17 protein-coding genes are annotated in these 18,654 nt (G+C 69.8%); 2 read left to right on the top strand and 15 right to left on the bottom strand.

Features of this window, described 5'->3' with window-relative positions; all coding sequences use genetic code 11:
- Nucleotides 1-51: 51 nt before the first annotated feature.
- The 12 genes from atpD to prmC all read right to left on the bottom strand — a co-directional run bounded on the left by atpD (nucleotide 52) and on the right by prmC (nucleotide 12,433).
- Complete coding sequence (gene atpD / locus BJY18_RS31140; RefSeq protein ID WP_184783449.1) at nucleotides 52-1,479, bottom strand: F0F1 ATP synthase subunit beta; 1,428 nt, start codon at nucleotides 1,477-1,479, stop codon at nucleotides 52-54.
- A complete protein-coding gene (locus tag BJY18_RS31135; protein WP_184783448.1) occupies nucleotides 1,479-2,411 on the bottom strand; it encodes a F0F1 ATP synthase subunit gamma in 933 nt (310 codons plus the stop codon). Before BJY18_RS31135 ends, atpD begins: the two co-directional genes overlap by 1 nt.
- 11 nt (nucleotides 2,412-2,422) lie before the next feature.
- Complete coding sequence (gene atpA / locus BJY18_RS31130; protein ID WP_184783447.1) at nucleotides 2,423-4,060, bottom strand: F0F1 ATP synthase subunit alpha; 1,638 nt, start codon at nucleotides 4,058-4,060, stop codon at nucleotides 2,423-2,425.
- A 64-nt stretch (nucleotides 4,061-4,124) separates the two neighbouring features.
- Entirely contained in the window at nucleotides 4,125-4,949 is an 825-nt protein-coding gene (locus BJY18_RS31125; protein WP_184783446.1) for a F0F1 ATP synthase subunit delta, read from the bottom strand.
- Between the two features lie 7 nt (nucleotides 4,950-4,956).
- Entirely contained in the window at nucleotides 4,957-5,514 is a 558-nt protein-coding gene (locus tag BJY18_RS31120) for a F0F1 ATP synthase subunit B (protein WP_184783445.1), read from the bottom strand.
- 29 nt (nucleotides 5,515-5,543) lie between these two features.
- Nucleotides 5,544-5,798 (bottom strand): ATP synthase subunit C-like protein, encoded by a 255-nt coding sequence (locus BJY18_RS31115; protein WP_184783444.1) that lies wholly within the window; start codon nucleotides 5,796-5,798, stop codon nucleotides 5,544-5,546.
- 57 nt (nucleotides 5,799-5,855) lie between these two features.
- Nucleotides 5,856-6,656, bottom strand: coding sequence for a F0F1 ATP synthase subunit A (gene atpB / locus BJY18_RS31110; protein ID WP_184783443.1), 801 nt, complete (start codon nucleotides 6,654-6,656; stop codon nucleotides 5,856-5,858).
- 393 nt (nucleotides 6,657-7,049) lie between these two features.
- A complete protein-coding gene (locus BJY18_RS31105; RefSeq protein ID WP_184783442.1) occupies nucleotides 7,050-7,490 on the bottom strand; it encodes a Cg1360 family ATP-synthase-associated protein in 441 nt (146 codons plus the stop codon).
- Nucleotides 7,491-7,538: 48 nt separating this feature from the next.
- Nucleotides 7,539-8,696 carry a glycosyltransferase family 4 protein gene (locus BJY18_RS31100; protein WP_184783441.1) on the bottom strand — a complete coding sequence of 386 codons (1,158 nt, stop codon included), beginning with the start codon at nucleotides 8,694-8,696 and terminating at the stop codon, nucleotides 7,539-7,541.
- A 94-nt stretch (nucleotides 8,697-8,790) separates the two neighbouring features.
- Nucleotides 8,791-9,441 carry an L-threonylcarbamoyladenylate synthase gene (locus BJY18_RS31095; RefSeq protein ID WP_184783440.1) on the bottom strand — a complete coding sequence of 217 codons (651 nt, stop codon included), beginning with the start codon at nucleotides 9,439-9,441 and terminating at the stop codon, nucleotides 8,791-8,793.
- Nucleotides 9,442-9,489: 48 nt separating this feature from the next.
- The gene (locus tag BJY18_RS31090; RefSeq protein WP_184783439.1) at nucleotides 9,490-11,454 is read right to left on the bottom strand and encodes a M6 family metalloprotease domain-containing protein; all 1,965 of its coding nucleotides are present in this window, start codon (nucleotides 11,452-11,454) and stop codon (nucleotides 9,490-9,492) included.
- 112 nt (nucleotides 11,455-11,566) lie between these two features.
- Nucleotides 11,567-12,433, bottom strand: a complete 867-nt coding sequence (prmC, locus tag BJY18_RS31085; RefSeq protein ID WP_184783438.1) for a peptide chain release factor N(5)-glutamine methyltransferase — start codon at nucleotides 12,431-12,433, stop codon at nucleotides 11,567-11,569.
- 133 nt (nucleotides 12,434-12,566) lie between these two features.
- On the opposite strand from prmC, the gene wsfD reads away from it, so the two are divergent.
- Nucleotides 12,567-14,000, top strand: a complete 1,434-nt coding sequence (gene wsfD / locus BJY18_RS31080; protein ID WP_184783437.1) for a glycan biosynthesis hexose transferase WsfD — start codon at nucleotides 12,567-12,569, stop codon at nucleotides 13,998-14,000.
- Nucleotides 14,001-14,002: 2 nt separating this feature from the next.
- On the opposite strand, the gene prfA is transcribed toward wsfD, so the two are convergent.
- Nucleotides 14,003-15,073: a peptide chain release factor 1 gene (gene prfA, locus BJY18_RS31075; RefSeq protein WP_184783436.1), complete on the bottom strand. Its 1,071-nt coding sequence runs from the start codon at nucleotides 15,071-15,073 to the stop codon at nucleotides 14,003-14,005.
- Nucleotides 15,074-15,154: 81 nt separating this feature from the next.
- Nucleotides 15,155-15,379, bottom strand: coding sequence for a 50S ribosomal protein L31 (gene rpmE, locus BJY18_RS31070; protein ID WP_184783435.1), 225 nt, complete (start codon nucleotides 15,377-15,379; stop codon nucleotides 15,155-15,157).
- Nucleotides 15,380-15,610: 231 nt separating this feature from the next.
- Between rpmE and BJY18_RS31065 the strand changes: the two genes are divergently transcribed.
- The gene (locus BJY18_RS31065; protein ID WP_184783434.1) at nucleotides 15,611-16,132 is read left to right on the top strand and encodes a CHAP domain-containing protein; all 522 of its coding nucleotides are present in this window, start codon (nucleotides 15,611-15,613) and stop codon (nucleotides 16,130-16,132) included.
- A gap of 67 nt (nucleotides 16,133-16,199) precedes the next feature.
- Here the strand turns inward: BJY18_RS31065 and rho are convergent, their stop codons facing one another.
- On the bottom strand, nucleotides 16,200-18,257 hold the full coding sequence (gene rho, locus BJY18_RS31060) for a transcription termination factor Rho (RefSeq protein WP_184783433.1): 2,058 nt from the start codon (nucleotides 18,255-18,257) through the stop codon (nucleotides 16,200-16,202).
- Between the last annotated feature and the right edge of the window lie 397 nt (nucleotides 18,258-18,654).

Genomic DNA, 18,654 nt, shown 5'->3' with positions numbered 1-18,654 from the left:
CGGCGGGGCCATCAGTCCACAATGGACATCCGCCCCGCCGTCCCCCGGTCCTCACTTGCCGGTGAGTTCCCGGTACTTCTTCTCCAGGTCTTCGAGGCCACCGATGCCCAGGAACGCCTGCTCCGGGTAGTGGTCGAAGTCGCCCTTGGTGATCCGGTCGAACGACTCGATGGTCTCCGACAGCGGCACCGTCGAGCCGGGGATCTGCGTGAACGCCTCGGCGACGAGCATGTTCTGCGACAGGAACCGCTCGATCCGGCGCGCCCGCTGCACGGTGAGCTTGTCCTCTTCCGACAGCTCGTCCATGCCGAGGATCGCGATGATGTCCTGCAGCTCCTTGTACTTCTGCAGGATCCGGATGACCTCGGAGGCGACCCGGTAGTGGTCCTCACCGACGATGGCCGGGTCGAGGATCGTCGAGGTCGAGGCCAGCGGGTCCACCGCCGGGAAGATGCCCTTCTGGAACACCCCACGCGACAGCTCGGTGGTGGCGTCCAGGTGGGCGAACGTCGTCGCCGGCGCCGGGTCGGTGTAGTCGTCCGCGGGCACGTAGATCGCCTGCATCGAGGTGATCGAACGCCCTCGGGTCGAGGTGATCCGCTCCTGCAGCTGACCCATCTCGTCGGCCAGCGTCGGCTGGTACCCCACCGCCGAAGGCATCCGGCCCAGCAGGGTGGACACCTCCGAACCGGCCTGGGTGAACCGGAAAATGTTGTCGATGAACAGCAGCACGTCCTGGTTCTGCACGTCGCGGAAGTACTCCGCCATGGTCAGCGCGGAGAGCGCGACGCGCATGCGGGTGCCCGGCGGCTCGTCCATCTGACCGAAGACCAGGGCGGTGTCGTTGATGACGCCGTCCTCGGACATCTCCAGGAACAGGTCGTTGCCCTCACGGGTGCGCTCGCCGACCCCGGCGAACACCGACGTACCGCCGAAGTTCCGGGCGACCCGGGTGATCATCTCCTTGATCAGCACCGTCTTGCCCACGCCGGCACCGCCGAACAGGCCGATCTTGCCACCCTGCACGTACGGGGTCAGCAGGTCGACGACCTTGAGGCCGGTCTCCAGCATCTCCGTCTTGCCCTCGAGCTGGTCGAAGGCCGGCGGGTTGCGGTGGATGCCCCAGCGCTCGAGGTCGGCGCCGTAGCCCGGCTCGTCGAGGCATTCGCCGAGGGCGTTGTAGACGTGGCCCTTGACCTTGTCGCCCACCGGCACGCTGATCGGCGCACCGGTGTCGGTGACCTCGGCACCGCGGACGAGACCGTCCTGCGGCTGCAGCGAAATGGTGCGCACGAGGTTGTCGCCGAGGTGGCTGGCGACCTCGAGGGTGACCGTCTTGCGCAGCTGCTCGAACTCGATGTCGACCTTGAGCGCGCTGAACTGGTCGGGGACGGAACCGCGCGGGAACTCGACGTCGACGACCGGCCCGGTCACCGAGACGATGCGCCCCTTGGCGCGCGGGGCTTCAGTACTGGTCATCAGTCATCACTTCCTGCTGCGGTGAGCGCGTTCGCGCCACCGACGATTTCGGAGATCTCCTGGGTGATCTGCGCCTGGCGGGCCTGGTTCGCCTCCCGCGTCAGCGTGTTCACCAGTTCGTTCGCGTTGTCCGAAGCGGCCTTCATCGCGGTCCGGCGGGCCGCGAGCTCCGAGGCCGCCGACTCGAGCAGCGCCGCGTACAGCCGGGTGTTGATGTACTTCGGCAGCAACGCGGACAGCAGCCGGTCCGCGCTCGGCTCGAATTCGTAGCTCGGGAGCAGCCCGGCCGGCTTCTCCTCCTGCTCGTCGGAGTACTCGACCTCCAGCGGTGCGACGCGCTTGGCGGTCGGCCGCTGGGTCAGCATCGACACGAACTCGGTGTAGACGACGTGCACCTCGTCCACCCCGCCGGTGCTGCCCGGCTCCCCCGCCGGCGTACCGGAGAGGAACGAGTTCACCAGCGTCTGGCCCGCCTCGACCGCGTCGGTGTAGGACGGCTGGTCGGAGAACCCGGTCCAGCTGCCCGCCACCTCACGGCCGCGGAAGCGGTAGTAGCCGAGGCCCTTGCTGCCGGTCACGTAGACCTCGGGCTCCTTGCCCTCCGACCGCAGCAGCGCCAGCAGTTCCTCGGTCGCCTTCAGCACGTTGGTGTTGTACCCACCGCACTGGCCCTTGTCACTGGTCACGACGAGGACCGCGGCCCGCGACGGGTTCGGGCGCTCGACCAGCATCGGGTGGTCGAGGTTGGCCGCCGCGCCGGCCAGCGCCGAGAGCACCTTGGTGATCTCGTCCGCGTACGGCCGGGAAGCGGCCACCTTCGCCCGCGCCTTGGTGATCCGCGCGGTGGCGATGAGCTCCATCGCCTTGGTGATCTTGCCGATCGACTTCGTCGCCTTGATGCGCGAGCGAAGCTCCCGGAGTTGTGCGGGCATGGGCTACCAGCTCACTTCTTCGGAGCGGGCTTGTTGACCTTGACGGTCTCCTGCCCGACCTTGTCGGCGTCCATCGCGTCCGAGGACTCGGCCAGCGGCTTGCCCTCGGAGGTGGTGAACTCCTTCTTGAACTCCTGCAGCGCGGCCACCAGCGCCTCGCGGTTCTCCGGCGAGAACTTGCCGGTTTCCCGGATCGCACCGAGCAGCTCGGCGTGCTTGCGCCGGGCGGAGTCCAGGAACTCCAGGCTGAACCGGCGCACGTCCTCGGTCGGCACCGAGTCGAAGTGCCCGTTGGTGCCCAGGAACACCGTGGCGACCTGCTCCTCGACCGGGACCGGCGAGTACTGCGGCTGCTTGAGCACCTCGTACAACCGGACACCGCGCTCCAGCTGTGCCTTCGACGCGTCGTCGAGGTCGGAGGCGAACGCGGCGAAGGACTCCAGCTCGCGGTACTGCGACAGGTCGATCCGGAGCGAACCGGACACGTCCTTCAGCGCCTTCACCTGCGCGGCACCACCCACGCGGGAGACCGAGATACCCACGTCGATGGCCGGACGCTGGCCGGCGTTGAACAGGTCGGACTGGAAGAAGCACTGACCGTCGGTGATCGAGATGACGTTCGTCGGGATGTAGGCCGAGACGTCGTTGGCCTTGGTCTCGATGATCGGCAGCCCGGTCAGCGAACCGGCACCCAGCTCGTCGGACAGCTTCGCGCAGCGCTCGAGCAGGCGGGAGTGCAAGTAGAAGACGTCGCCGGGGAACGCCTCGCGGCCCGGCGGGCGGCGCAGCAGCAGCGAGATCGCACGGTAGGCGTCGGCCTGCTTGGTCAGGTCGTCGAACACGATCAGCACGTGCTTGCCCTCGTACATCCAGTGCTGGCCGATGGCCGAGCCGGTGTAGGGGGCGATCCACTTGAAGCCGGCCGAGTCGGACGCCGGGGCGGCGACGATGGTGGTGTACTCCATCGCGCCCGCGTCCTCGAGCGCCGTCTTCACCGAGGCGATCGTGGAGCCCTTCTGGCCGACCGCGACGTAGATGCAGCGGACCTGCTTCTGCGGGTCGCCGGTCTCCCAGTTGGCCTTCTGGTTGATGATCGTGTCCACCGCGACCGCGGTCTTGCCGGTCTTGCGGTCGCCGATGATCAGCTGGCGCTGGCCGCGGCCGATCGGGGTCATCGCGTCGATCGCGGTGATGCCGGTCTGCATCGGCTCGGCCACCGGCTGGCGCTCGACCACCGAGGCGGCTTTGAGCTCCAGCGCGCGGCGGCCGCTGGTCTCGATCTCGCCGAGACCGTCGATGGCCTGGCCGAGCGGGTTGACGACCCGGCCGAGGTAGCCGTCGCCGACCGGGACGGACAGCACCTGGCCGGTGCGCTTGACCTGCTGGCCCTCTTCGATGCCGTCGAAGTCACCGAGGATGGCCGCACCGATCTCGCGCGCGTCCAGGTTCAGCGCCACGCCCAGCACGCCGCCCGGGAACTCGAGCAGCTCGTTGGCCATGGCCGAGGGCAGCCCCTCGACGTGGGCGATACCGTCACCGGCGTCGGCGACGACACCGACCTCTTCCCGCTCCACTGAGGGGGCGTAACTCGAGACGTAGTTCTCGATCGCGTGGGCGATCTCGTCCGAGGAGATCGTCAGCTCCGCCATTTCGTTCCCGCTCTCGCTTCTGTTTCGTCAGTGTGCAAAGTCTGGTGTGCCGACGGGCGCGGCTTCAGGACCGGGCCAGCGTGCGGCGCAGTGCCGCCAGCTGACCGGACGTGCTGCCGTCGATGACCTCGTCCCCGACCCGGACGACGAGCCCGCCGCCGAGTGCCGGATCGATCTCGACGTGCAGTGCGATCGGCCGCCCGTAGATCCCGTCGAGCTTGGCCGAAAGCCGGTCCCGCTGGTCATCGCTGAGCTCGTTGGCACTGGTCACGTACGCGACCGAGCGTTCCCGCCGCTGCGCGGCGAGTGCGACCAGCGTGTCGAGCCCGGAGCCGACGCCGCGGCCCTTCGCCCGGCGCACGACCTGCTCGACCAGGGTTTCGGTGACCACGTCGACCTTGTCCGCGAACAGCCCGCGCACCAGCGTCCGCTTCGCATCGGCGGGAGCGGTCAGGTCGGACAGCGCGGCATCGAGCTCCGGGGAGCCCGCGACGATCCGCGCGACCTGGAACAGCTGGGATTCGACGGTCTCGATCGACCCGGCCTTCCCGGCCGCGGTGAGCAGCGCCGAGCGACCGAGGAACTCGAGCCCGTCCACCAGCTGGCGGGGACTGGACCAGCGGCTGCCCGCCACGGTGTCGAGCACCTGCAGGGCCGGTTCGCTCAGCTTGCCTTCGAACAGCCGGCGGACCAGGCCCCGGCGGCTCTCCGGGTCCACCGAAGGGTCACCGACCGCGCGGCGCAGGCCGATTTCGCGGTCCAGGAGGTCGACGACCGAGAGCAGCTCGTCCCCGACCGCCGAGGGGTCGGCCCCCGCGTCGGCAAGTACCTCGCCGAGACGGTTCTCGGCGAGGTCGAGCGCTTCCCGGCTCGCAGCATGCAGCGTCATCTGTGGTCTACTTTCCCGCTCCGCGACCGGCACCGGTCGTTTCGAGTTCCGAGAGGAACCGGTCGACCGTGCCGCGGCGGCGCGCCTCGTCCTCGAGCGATTCGCCGACGATGCGACCGGCCAGCTCCACCGCGTTGCGGCCGAGGTCGGCCCGCAGCTCGGCCACGATCTGCGCCTTCTGGGCCTGCAGCTGGGCCTGGCCCTGCGCGACGATCCGCTGGGCCTCGGCCTCGGCGTCCGAGCGCAGTTCCGCCTTGATCTGCTCGGCCTCGAGCCGCGCGTCGTCCCGGATCTTCGCGGCCTCGGACCGGGCGTCGGCCAGCTGGGCCTTGTACTCGGCCAGCGCGGACTCGGCCTCGGCCTGGGCCTTCTCGGCCCGCTCGATGCCGCCTTCGATCTTCTGCGCCCGCTCCTCGTACATCGTCTCGAACCGAGGCACGACGTACTTCTTGAGAATGAACAGCAGGATCAGGAAGGCGACGATGCCGAGGATCAGCTCCGGAAGGTCCGGAAGGATCGGGTTGGCGTGCTCTTCGGCCGCCAGCACCACTTCGGTCTTCAGCACAGCGTCTCCTTAAAGCGAGAGCGGTTGACTCAGGCCGCGGAGGCGATGAAGTAGATGACGATACCGATCAGGGCGAGCACCTCGGTGAGCACGAAGGTGGAGAAGCCGATGCCCTGCAGCTTGCCCTGCGCCTCCGGCTGACGGGCGGTGCCGTTGATGACCGCGGCGAAGATCAGGCCCACGCCGATGCCCGGGCCGATCGCGCCCAGGCCGTAGCCGATGGCGGCCAGGCCGGCGTTGATGTTGGCGGGCTCGGCGGCCTGGGCGAGGAGGATGTTGCTCACGTGCGTTTCCCTTCACTTCGGTCCGCGCACTCACGCGGATCGGGGCTTGTGGTTTTCTCAGTGCTCCGCGGACAGCGCGGCACCGATGTACCCCGCGGAGAGCAGGGCGAAGATGTAGGCCTGCAGGATCTGGATGAAGGCCTCGAGGAAGGTCATCAGGATGGCCATGATCCAGGCGACCAGCGAAACCGGCTTCAGCGCCCAGCTCGAGGTCTCGGTGAGCAGGAACGACCCGCCGAGGGTGAACACCACGATGATGAGGTGCCCGGCGAACATCGCGGCAAACACCCGGATGGCGAGGGTGAGCGGCGTGATGAAGAACTTGGTCGCGAACTCGATGAGGCTGTAGAGCGGCAGCACGAAACCGGGCACGCCCGCGGGGGCGAGCTCCTTCTTCAGGTAGCCACCGAGCCCGTGCTTGCGGATGCCCACGAAGTGGTACACCGGGTAGACCACCAGCAGCGACATGGCGAGCGGGAAACCGATCCGCGCCAGAGTCGGGAACTGGAAGAACGGGATGATCCCGAACAGGTTGTTCACCAGGCAGAAGGTGAACAGCGCGAGCACCAGCGGGATGTACGGCTTGAATTCCTTCGCGCCGATCTGGTCCCGCGTGATGCTGTTGCGGCTGAAGTCGTAAAGGGATTCGGCGATGAACTGGCCCTTGGTCGGCACGACCTTGAGCTTGCGCGAAGCCACCAGGAAGTAGCCCAGGATGAGCACCACCGCGATGATGGCAAGCAGCATCGGCTTGGTGAACTCGCCCCAATAGCCCGACCCGAAGAGGGGTGGCAGTTCAAAGGCCTCGGCGCCGGGGGGAGTGAATGTCCCGCCCTCGGCCAGTACCAGCGCGCCCACTGCGCTCCTTCCGGTTCTCCCGGCCGGCGTTCACTCCGCCGGGGGAATCGTCACGATCTGGACTAAACGTACCCGATAGGTTTCGGGACGTCGGAGGCGGCTTACCCACTGCGCGCGGAACCCATGATGCCGCTCCGCACACCGGGGATGTCTCGCGTGAACACTGCCCTGCGGTCTACTTCGGACCAGCGGCGGGACGAGGAGAACCAGTCGGTCGCCACACTGCTGATCGCGGTTTCGTCGAGGGAGTGCGCGGCCGAGGCCGCCACCCATGAAGCGGACCATACCAGCAGGTCAATCGGTGCCGTACAGGCGTACTCCTTACCAGCCGAACGGCCGAGGACCTAGGTCCCGGGTCCGGCAGGGACCACCGTCTCGAACCGGGCGCGAAGATCAGCTTCCGGCGGGGATGATGGCCGGGATCTTCGTCTTCCGGAAGGCCGCGAACTCAACCGCGGCGGCCACCAGGATCGCCACGATCATCGTGATGCCGAGGGAGAGCGGGTGCAGGGCGGTGACGCCCTTGAGCAGGGTCAGCGCGGCGAACAGCAGGACCACCTTCACCACGTACCCACCGAGCGCGATGACCATCACGAACATCGGGTCCTGCCCGGCGCTGAACCGCATCATGCCCAGGGTGGACAGGGACGCGAGCAGCGCCAGCGCGCCGCCCACGAGGGAGCCGAGGAAACCGGCCTGCCCGAAGACGATGGCGAACACCACGATGCAGACCAGCACCACGGGCGGGGTCACCAGCAGCGAGGCCCGGGTCATCGCGCGGGCCGCCTTCTGCACGACGGCGGCATGCGGGTTCTCGGTCTCGGTCTCGCTCACACCTGGCTCCCTGCTCGGTTCGACCCGCCAGTGTAGCCGCAGCCGGGATCAGCCTCCGGGGCGGTGCCGCGCGCGCAGCCGCGGGACCAGGGACACCAGCACCGCCGCCACCAGCGCGACACCGATCGACCAGAACACTGCCGGGCTGTCGAACAACGTCACCGACACCGCGCCGAAGGCGAGGATGCCCGCCCACAAATAGATCAGCAGCACCGCGCGACGCTGCGAATGGCCGATCTCCAGCAGCCGGTGGTGCAGGTGCATCTTGTCCGCGGCGAACGGGCTCTGCCCTCGCCTGGTCCGCCGGATCACCGCCATCACCAGGTCCAGCACCGGCACGAACAACACCGCGATCACGACCACCAGCGGGGAGAGCAGGGCCAGCGCGTCCGAAGCGGAGAACCGCGTGTAGCTGACCCGGCCGCTCGCGGAGATGGTGGCCGCGGCCAGCACCAGCCCGATCATCATGGACCCGGAGTCGCCCATGAAGATTCTGGCCGGTTGGAAGTTGTAGGGCAGGAAGCCCAGACACGCGCCGGCGAGCGTGGCCGCGATCAGCGCGGGCGGGTAGCTGCCGAAGTCGCCACCGGAGTTGCCGAGCAGGCCGAGGGAGAACACGCAGGTGGCCGAGGCGGCGATGAACCCGAGGCCGCCGGCCAGCCCGTCGAGCCCGTCCACGAAGTTCATCGCGTTGACCATCACCACGACCATCAGCACGGTCAGCAGCGCACCCTGGTTGCGGTCCAGCACCAGCACCGAGCCGAGGGAACCGTCGGCCCCGCCCCACGGCACCCAGAAGGTCACCCACTGCACGCCGAACAGGACCAGGATCCCGGCGCACATGACCTGCCCGGCCAGCTTCGTCCAGGCATCCAGCTCGAAGCGGTCGTCGAGCACCCCGATCAGCGAGATGACGCCGGCCGCGAGCAGCACGCCGACCGTGTCGAGCGAGACGTCGAACCCGTGGCTCAGCGCGGGCAACTGGTGCGCCAGTCCCATCGCCGCGGCCAGCCCGAGGTAGATGCCCACGCCGCCCATCCGCGGGATCGGCGTCACGTGCACGTCGCGGGCCCGCGGGTTCGCGATCGCGCCGATCCGGATCGCGACCTTGCGCACCACCCCGGTGAGCAGATACGTCACCGCGGTCGCGGTCAGTGCGACCAGGAGATACTCCCGGGTCGGGAAAAGTCCTTGCACAGGAGGCATTACCGCGTCACATCTGCCGGGGGGTCGGAGTCACCGCGTCACGCTACCGCGACCGGACCGGGGCCAGTGGGGCGGCGGCCACGGCCCGGCCCGCTCAGCCGATCGACTCGACCGGCACGCCGATGACCTCGGCGATCGCCGCCCTGGTGACCGCGCCCTCGCGCAGCACCACCGGGCTGTCGCCGGTGAGGTCCACAATCGACGAAGCCACGGCCTCGCCGACGGACCCGCCGTCGAGGTACACCGCGACCGATTCGCCGAGCTGCTCCTGGGCGTCCGCGGCGGTGGCCGCGGGCGGGCGGCCGGACACGTTCGCACTCGAGACCGCCATCGGGCCCACGTCCCGCAGCAGCTCCAGCGCGACCGGGTGCAGCGGCATCCGCAGCATCACCGTGCCGCGCGAGTTGCCGAGATTCCACTGCAGACTCGGCGCGTGCGGCAGCACGAGGGACAGGTCGCCCGGCCAGAACGCCTCCACCAGCGCCCGTGCCTGCGGCGGCATGCCGAGCACCAGGCCATCCACAGTGGACCAGGAGCCGACGAGCACCCCGACCGGCATGTCCGGACCGCGGTTCTTCGCCCGCAGCAACGCCTGCACCGCGCCCGCGTCGAACGCGTCGGCACCGATGCCGTAGACGGTGTCGGTGGGCAGGACCACCAACCGGCTCGAGCGCACCGCGCCGGCCGCGGCGGCCAGCCCTTCGGCCCGGGATTCGCGCTTGCCGCAGTCGTACACCGCACTCATGCGCTGCAGCCTAGCCCTGGCCTGCCCGGCGGCCGCCGCCGTGGTGGCTCAGAAGCCGATCGCGGTGCAGCCGGCGGTGGCCGTCTTCGCCGGGTCGGCGATCGACGTCGCGGTGAGCTGGACGCGGGCGGTGTGCGGGGCGCCGGGACCACGCTTCACGGAGACCGGTACGTGGGTCGTGCCGCCGAACTTCGCGGTCGCCAGCTCGTTCGGCAGGCGGACCTGCCAGCCGTTCGCCGTGGTGCGCGCGCTCAGCCGGTAGGTGTCGGTGTCGTACGGCGCCTCGGCACCGCGAGCCGAGCCGGTGTTGAGCAGCGGGAAATCGCAGCTGGCGAGTCCGCCTCGGGTGAAGGCGGGCGGCGCGGGCCACAGCCGGGCACCGCGGGACTGCGGACCCGAACCGTCGAGTGAGGAGACCGTGACGGTGTAGGACAGCACGCCGCGCGAGTCGCGTTCCAGGTCGGTCACCAAGAAGTGCAGCCGGTTGGCCTCGTCGGTGTATTCGTAGCCGCCGGAGGCACCGGTGCCGGCCTTGAAGGTGGCGTCATCGAGCTGCCGGTAGTCGCCGATGCCGATCTTGACCGGGGTGCCGTCCGGGCGCACGTAGTCGGTGAGACCGATGTCCTGCGGGTTGGCGTCCACGATCCACTCGAACGGGGCGTCGTCCTCCTTCTTGGTCTTGGCCAGCAGCACCCCGGAGTCGGGGGCGAAGGAGTCCGAGCCCATCCGGTCGACGACTTCGAGGCTGTAGGCGTCGTAACCGCCGCCGTCGCAGCGTGGGTCGCCCGCCTGGTCGCACGCGGGTTCGCGGTCGCCGCCGGTGAGCGCGACGGTCAGACCGCGGTGGGCACCCGGGGCCGGAGCCGCTTCGCGCGCGGTGATCCGGGCGGTGACCGGGCCGGTGGTGGCGAGCCGGTCACGGTCGAGCTGCAGGACCTCCTGCGGGTCCACGATCCCGAGCTTGAGCTTGTTGCGCAGCATGTGGTGCGCCCCCATGGAACCGCCCTGGGTGGCCGGGATCTGCCAGCGCGTGTGCGGTCCGCCGGGGCCGTTGAAACTGCCGCGGGACAGCATTTCCCACGGTCCGGTGTAGCTGCGCTGCGGGGGATCGCCGAACGGGTTGTTGTAGTTGTCCCCGATGCCGAGGATGTGGCTGAACTCGTGCGCGAACACGCCCTGGCCGGAGCTTTCCGCCTGGGTGGAGGAGCCGTCGGCCGCGTTCGGCCAGAGACTCGCCGCCGACGCCCACGAGGTCCACGGCACGTACCGGGTGTGCGCCCAGTTCTGCCCGCCGCCGGGCGGGCCGAACTCATCGGGCACCTGCTCGGGCGAGCCGAACTTCATCTCGCCGAACTCCTGCCAGGTGGAGCTCTCGTCCTGTCCGGCGGAGAGGAAGAAGACGAAGTCGAACCGGTCGGCCACCTCGTCCCCGACTTCGGCCCGCCACGCGGCCGCGGCGTCGAGCCGCAGGTTGCGCGCGCAGTTCGCGTCCGCCGGGCAGTCCTGTTGCTGGAACTCCATGCCGTACTCGAAGGACTTGCCCGGCATCCGGTACGGCCCGAACGCGGTGAGGTCGACGCCCAGCCTGCCGCCGGAGTCCTCCATCCAGTACTCGTTGATGGTGTGCCCGTGATTGAGCGGCTGGGGCTTGTTCAGGAAGTCCTGGTAGTACTGCGCGACCTGCTCCCGCTTCAGCCCGCTGACCTCCGGTCCGGGATTGCCGAACACGGTGGAGTGCGGTGCCTTCGTGACGACGAAGTCCTGGTCCGGATAGTCGGTGAGCACGACCGCGCCGGTGAAGGTGCGCTGGGTGGCCTCGCGCGCCGGATCGGCCCAGTCCGTTCCGGGAACCGCGCGGTAGTCATCCCAGGTCATCGAGGCCTGGTCGGCCCAGTGGGCGGAGTCGATCGGCGCCGGCCAGCCGCGGGTGAGCGGGTCGGCGGCCGCGGTCCCGGCGGTCAGCGCGGCGCCCAGCAGCACCGCGGCGGCGAGGGAGAAAGTCGTGCGGCCCATCCGTCACCTCTCACGCCGGGAACTCGCAGGTCCCCTGACGCTAGCGCCCGATCCACCCACGGCGGCCCCGAACCACCCCGCTGCCGCACGACGAAAGTCGGCCCGCCGCTGCTCAGCCGAGCCGGCGCGCGGTGACGAAGCGTGGGCGGCCGGTGAGGTCGGGGTGGTCCTCGACGCCGGTGAGGACCCGGCGGGACCGCACCAGCGCCGGGACCGCCGAACCGTGCGTGTCGTCGTGTTCGATGGCCAGGCCGCCGCCGGGACGCAGCAGGCGGGCGCCGGCGGCGATGGCGTGCCGGATGACCGACAGCCCGCTTTCCGCGGCGAACACCGCGCGCGCCGGGTCGTGCTCGCCGACCTCGGGCGGTACCGAGGTGCCTTCCGGGACGTAGGGCGGATTGCACAGCACCAGGTCGACCAGGCCGTCGAGCTCGGCGAACATCGTCGGATCGGCGATGTCCCCGGAGTAGAGCCGGATCGGCGTGTGCCCGGCGTCGGAGTGCACGTCGGCGTTGTGCCGGGCCCAGGCGAGCGCCTGCGGGTCCACGTCGACCGCGTACACGACCGCGTCCGGACGGTCGTGCGCCACCGCCAGCGCCAGCGCGCCGGAGCCGGTGCACAGATCGACCACGACCGGGTATTCGCGGCCCTGCAGGAACTTCACGCCCCATTCGAGCAGCAGTTCGGTCTCCGGGCGCGGCACGAACACGCCCGAACCGACGTTGACCGTGACGTTGCCCAGTGCGGCCCAGCCGGTCAGGTGCTGCAGCGGGATGCGCTTGGCCCGCTGGGTGACCAGCTGCCCGATCGCCTCGATCACCGGCGGGTCGACCAGCGGCACCATCGGCAGCCGGCCCCGCTCCACCCCGAGCACGTACGCGGCGATGTGGTCCGCGTCCGCCCGCGGCGAGTCCACGCCCGCCTCCTTGAGGATCCGGGTCGCCTCCATGATGGCCAGGCGCAGCGGCTGCCGATTCACTGGTGTTCCTTCACTCGTCGAGCCTGACACAACACGGGTGCCGCCCAGGGTATCGACTCCGGCGTGCCGCCGGGGGCCGCCCGGCCGGAGCGGTCCGTCCGGTGGCCTGCGGGCCATCTCCTACACTCGCCGCGTGCGTTTCAGGGAACTGCGCTTCGGCCTGGCAGTGTTCACCGCCTCGCTGGCCTTGCTGCTGGTGCGGTTCCTCGTCCCGCGTCCGGTCGGCATGGCCGACAACGGGGACGGCTGGCGGCTGCTGTGCAAGCTCGGTGCGCAGGAGTTCGACCGGCCGTCCGAGGACTTCGTGCGATTCGGCTACGGGGCCGCGCCGCCGTGCGATTCGGCATACGTGTCCAGCCAGAGCTGGTTCGACTGGGCGGCGACCAAGCTCGGCGAGCTGTTCGGCGTGGCCGGGGTGCTGAACCTGATCGTGCTCGGCGTGCTGACCTGCGTCCTGGTCGCGGCCGCGATCACGCTCACCGTGCTCGGGCTCGACCTGCGCGGGTGGCACCGGGTACTGGCCACCGCGCTGCTGCTGCTCGTGATGGGTGATTCCGCGTTCTTCGGCTACTTCGCCTCGGTGCTGAGCGAGGGCGCGGCGTTCCTGGGCATCCTGCTGATCTGCGGTGGGCTGCTGCTGATGCACCGCCGCCTCGGCCTGCGCCGGACCGGTGCCGTGGTGACCGTCCTGGGTGGACTGATCGGGCTGAACGCCAAGTCCCAGACTCTGGTGCTCATCCCGCTCTTCGTGCTCGCGGTGCTGCTGGTGCGCCCGCCGGGGGCCCGCGGGCGCGCTCGCTGGGCGCTGCCGGTGGTGGTGCTCGCGATCGTCGGCGCCGGCACCTTCGCCATGCAGTCCCAGGGCGACCCGGCCAACGCGGAGTACCGCCAGGCCAACATGTACAACGCGATCTTCAATTCCATTGTGGACGGCAAACACGACACGAAGGGCGATCTCGCCGCGCTCGGCCTTCCCGGATCGTTCGAGAAGTACGTCGGCACCGGCTGGTGGAGTGCGAACGGGGCCAAGCACGACCCGAGCTACCCGCAGTACGAGGACCGGATCAGCCGCCGCAACGTGGCGGACTACTACGCGTCGCATCCGGCGCGGGTGGCGCAGATCCTGCAGCAGGGCGGGGTGAACACGCTCACGGCGCGCCCGGGCAACCTCGGCAGCTTCGGCGAACTGTCCGGACAGCCCCCGCTGGCCAAGGAGTACCGCGTGCCGGTGTTCTCCGGCCTGTCCGCGCTCGCCGCGCCGCTCGGGCTGTTCGTGCTCGTCCCGCTCTGGGCGCTCGTGGCGTGGGCGGGCGTGCGCGCGTTCCGCCACCGGCGGCGGGAATACGGGATCGTGCTGTTCCTGCTGCTGTTCTTCGCGGTGGGCCAGCTCGGGTTGTCCGCGCTCGGCGAGGGCATCGAGGGCGTGAAGCACCAGCTGCTCACGCTGTTCCCGACGGTGCTGGCGATCGTGTTCGGGATCCTCAGCCTGCTCCCCCGCGCCGGCGCGGCCGACGGGCCCGAACCGGCTGGGGAGCCGCGGGCCGAGGTGCTGCCGGTGGCGCGCTGAGCTCAGCCGGACTGCTCGGCGAGCCGCTCCTCGCGGTCGGCGGCGGCCAGCGCGTCCAGCACGCCGTCCAGCTCGCCGTCGAGCACCTGGTCCAGGTTGTAGGCCTTGTAGTTGACCCGGTGGTCGGAGATCCGGTTCTCCGGGAAGTTGTACGTGCGCACCCGCTCCGAACGGTCCACCGTGCGCACCTGCGAGCGGCGGGCGTCGGACGCCTTCGCGGCGGCCTCCTCCTCGGCGATCGCCTGCAGCCGCGCCTGCAGCACCTGCAGTGCCCGTGCCCGGTTCTGCACCTGGGACTTCTCGTTCTGGCAGGAGACCACGATGCCGGTGGGCAGGTGCGTGATGCGCACCGCGGAGTCGGTGGTGTTCACGCTCTGGCCGCCCGGGCCGGACGAGCGGAACACGTCGACCCGCAGGTCGTTCGGGTCGACCTCGACCTCGACGTCCTCCGGTTCCGGGTAGATCAGCACGCCGGAGGCGGAGGTGTGGATCCGGCCCTGCGATTCGGTGGCCGGCACCCGCTGCACGCGGTGCACGCCACCCTCGAACTTCAGCCGCGACCACACGCCGTCCACGTCCGCGGTTTTGCTCTTCAGCGACAGCGTGACGTCCTTGAACCCGCCGAGGTCGGAGTCGGTGGAGTCGAGCACCTCGGCCTTCCAGCCGTGACGCTCCGCGTACCGCAGGTACATCCGCAGCAGATCGCCGGCGAACAGCGCGGACTCCTCGCCGCCCTCGCCGGACTTGATCTCCATCACGACGTCCGAACCGTCGTAGGGATCGCGCGGCAGCAGCAGCTCGGTCAGCTTCTCCTCGAGCTGCGGGATGGTCGCGGCCAGCTCCTCGGCCTCGTCGGCGAAGGCCGGGTCCTCGGCCGCGAGCTCTCGGGCCGCGGCAAGGTCGTCGCGGGCCTGGTCGAGCTCACGCACGGTACGCACCACCGGGCTCAGCTCGGCGTAGCGCCGGCCCAGCTTGCGCGCGCGGGACTGGTCAGCGTGCACCGCCGGATCGGCCAGCTGCTGCTCCAGCTGCGCGTGCTCGTCGAGCAGCCCCTTGAGCGAACTCGAATCCACTTCGCCGCCTCACCTTCTTCCCGCGGGCCCGGACAGAAAGACGGCGCCCACCCGGAGTCCGGGTGGGCGCCGTCGATCGAGCTACTTGGCGTCGTTCTTCTGCCGCTTGCCGTAGCGCTTCTCGAACCGGGCGACCCGGCCACCGGTGTCCATGATCTTCTGCTTACCGGTGTAGAAGGGGTGGCAGTTGGAGCAGATCTCGACGTGGATCTGGCCCGAGTCCTTGGTGCTGCGGGTGCTGAAGGTGTTCCCGCAGTTGCACGTGACGGAGGTGGTCACGTATTCGGGGTGAATACCGCTCTTCATGGTGTCCTCTCTCGTTGGCCCCGGGTCCCCGGTGTTCGGGGTGAACCGGTGCCGGACTTCAGCGGATCATTGTGCCAGACGTACCGGCATGGGCTGGAACGCACCCCGAGGACCGGCTATTCCCCCGGCGCGACCACCGCGGGTGATGACTGACCTGCGGTTTGTACGTTTCTTGTACTTTCCGGCGCGATTCTCCGAAGGTCCGTGAATCACTGACAGGAGGTCCGGACCATGCGCACAACCGACCTGCTCGCCCGGCTGGCGAAGCCCCTCGCGGTGGCCGCACTGGCCGCGTCCGCGGTGGCCGTCGCCCCGGCCGCGAACGCGAGCACCATCACTGCCACCGACACCAACCCCGCCGCGGGCACGTTCTCCGTGCTCTCCGAGGCCGGTGTCGACGCGGCGGGCGACGGGACCGCGTCCGGTGCCATCGCCTGGTACAAGGCGCACATGGGCAGTACCGGCTGGGAGCACTACTGCGAGAAGGCCGCGGAGAACTCCTACGGCACCACCGGGGTCTGGGCTTCGGCCAACGCGCACTGGAACGGCGCGAGCCCGAAGCACACCAGCGGAAAGCCGCCGGCCGGTTCGTTCGTTTACTGGAACATCAGCGCGTACGGGCACGTCGGCATCGCGGACGGCAACGGCGGGTTCTACGCGACGGCCGTCGGCGGCAAGATCGGCCACGGCAGCTCCACGAGCTACTTCAGCAACTACCGCGGCTGGACCCCGGCCGCCGTCCCGCACCAGTAACCCGAACGCAGAGAAGGCCTCTTTCAGGTTTCCCTGAAAGAGGCCTTCCTGCTGTGTACCTGTGGGGTCAGTCGTCCTCGCCGCCGCCGAGGGCCGTCTTCGAGACCTGCATCAGGAACTCGATGTTGGTCTTCGTCTTGCGCAGCCGGGAGATCAGCAGGTCGATGGCCTGCTGCGAGTCCAGCGCGTGCAGCACCCGGTGCAGCTTGTGCGTGACCGCCAGCTCGTCCGGCGAGAGCAGCAGCTCCTCCTTGCGGGTGCCGGACGGGTTGACGTCGACCGCCGGGAACACGCGGCGCTCGGAAATCTTCCGGTCCAGCTTGAGCTCGGCGTTGCCGGTGCCCTTGAACTCCTCGAAGATCACCGTGTCCATCGTGGACCCGGTCTCCACCATCGCCGTCGCGAAGATGGTCAGCGAGCCGCCGTTCTCGATGTTGCGCGCGGCACCCAGGAAACGCTTCGGCGGGTACAGCGCGGTCGAGTCGACACCACCGGAGAGGATCCGGCCGGACGCGGGCGCGGCCAGGTTGTAGGCCCGGCCCAGGCGGGTGATCGAGTCGAGCAGCACGACCACGTCGTGGCCCATTTCGACGAGCCGCTTGGCCCGTTCGATGGACAGCTCGGCGACCGAGGTGTGGTCGGACGGCGGGCGGTCGAAGGTGGAGGCGATGACCTCGCCCTTCACCGACCGCTGCATGTCGGTGACCTCTTCCGGACGCTCGTCGACCAGCACGACCATGAGGTGGGCCTCGGGGTTGTTCGTGGTGATCGCGTTCGCGATGTCCTGCATGATCGTGGTCTTACCGGCCTTGGGCGGGGACACGATCAGCGCACGCTGGCCCTTGCCGACCGGCATGATCAGGTCGATCACGCGGGTGGTCAGCTTGTGCGATTCGGTCTCCAGGCGCAGCCGCTCGTTCGGGTACAGCGGCGTGAGCTTGGTGAAATCGGGGCGGCGCTTGGCCTCGTCCGGCTCCAGCCCGTTGATCGAGTCGACACGCACCAGCGGGTTGAACTTCTGCCGCTGCTGCTCGCCCTCGCGCGGCTGGCGCACGACGCCGGTGATCGCGTCACCGCGGCGCAGGCCGAACTTGCGGACCAGCGACAGCGACACGTACACGTCGTTCGGCCCGGCGAGATAGCCCGAGGTGCGCACGAACGCGTAGTTGTCCAGCACGTCCAGGATGCCGGCGACCGGCAGCAGGACGTCGTCCTCGCGGATCTCGGTGTCCGGCGCGCCGCCCTCACCCCGGCCGCCCCCGCTGCCCCGGCGGCGACGGTCGCGGAAGCGCCGCCCGCGGCGGCCGCCTTCCTCGTCGTCGTCGTTCTGCGCGCGGTTGTCCTGGCGGTTGTCCTGGTTGCCGCGCTGGCGGTTGTCCTGGTTGCGGTTGCCACGCTGGTCGCGGTTCCCGTCCCGGTTGCCGCCGTCGCGGTTGCCGCCGTCGCGGTCGCGATTGTCGCGGTTGTTGCCACCGTCCCGGTTGCCGTCCCCGCGGTTGCCGCCATCGCGGTCACGGTTGTTGCCACCGTCCCGGTTGTTGCCGCCACCGTCGCGGTTGCCGCCACCGTCGCGGTTGCCGTCCCCGCGGTTCGAGCCGCCGCGGCGACGGCGGCTGCGGCCGCCCTCCTCCTGCTGCTGGCCCTCGGACTGGCCGTCGGACTGCGTCGGCTTCTCCGCGGGTGCCTCGGACCTGGTTTCGGCCCGGACGTCCGCCTTGGTCTCGGCTTGTGGCTCGACCTTCGGCTCGTCGCCGGTCCGCGGACCACGCGGCTGCTCGGTCTTCGGTTCCGCCTCGGCGGCCGGCTTCGGCGTCCGCGCGGGCTTCTCCTGCTTCTCCACCTGGGGCGCGGCCTCGCCGACGCCCTCCAGCGGAAGGGTCTCACCCGCGGTGGCGCGTTTGCGGCTGGTCTTGCCCTGGCGCTCGCGGATCGCGGCGATCAGGTCACCCTTGCGCATCCCCGTGGTCTCGCCCACACCCAGTTCGCCCGCCAGCTGGCGGAGCTCGGCGATGACCATCCCGGACAGGCCCCCGGTGCGGCGCTTCGGAGCGGCCGCGGCCCCATTGTTCTCAGCGGCCGCGGCGGGGGTCTCCACGTCGCCGCTCAACAGATCGGTGTTGCTCACACATGTCCTTCCTGACCGATCCACGCCTCCAGGTGGATCAGCGGGCTGCCGCCGTTCGCTTCCGAATCGCGAGAGACGGCTTCTGCCTCCGATGCGGGCGGGTTGCGCTGCGCCGCGGGAAACACAGCGAAGCGCTGCCAGCACAGGGTGTTTGCCTCCTCCGGAGGGAGGAAGCGGAATTCGGCACCGCCGAAACCGGAAACCCGCCTCGCGTCCCGCTTCCCGCGTGCCAGGCGGTGCGGAGCGGCGGATCGACGAAGGTTGCGGACTCCGGGACTCTCGAGGAGCGGAGACCCGCACCGGGTGCGGAAACGCACGGTGATCGAACGCCCCCGAGGGTAGACCGCACCCAGGCCGGGTGCAACAACCACCCCCCGCGTGGCGCACGCTGCCGTGG

Origin of the sequence: Amycolatopsis jiangsuensis (assembly GCF_014204865.1) — a bacterium.
Classification (GTDB): domain Bacteria; phylum Actinomycetota; class Actinomycetes; order Mycobacteriales; family Pseudonocardiaceae; genus Amycolatopsis; species Amycolatopsis jiangsuensis.
This window is presented reverse-complemented; position numbering and strand designations above follow the sequence as displayed.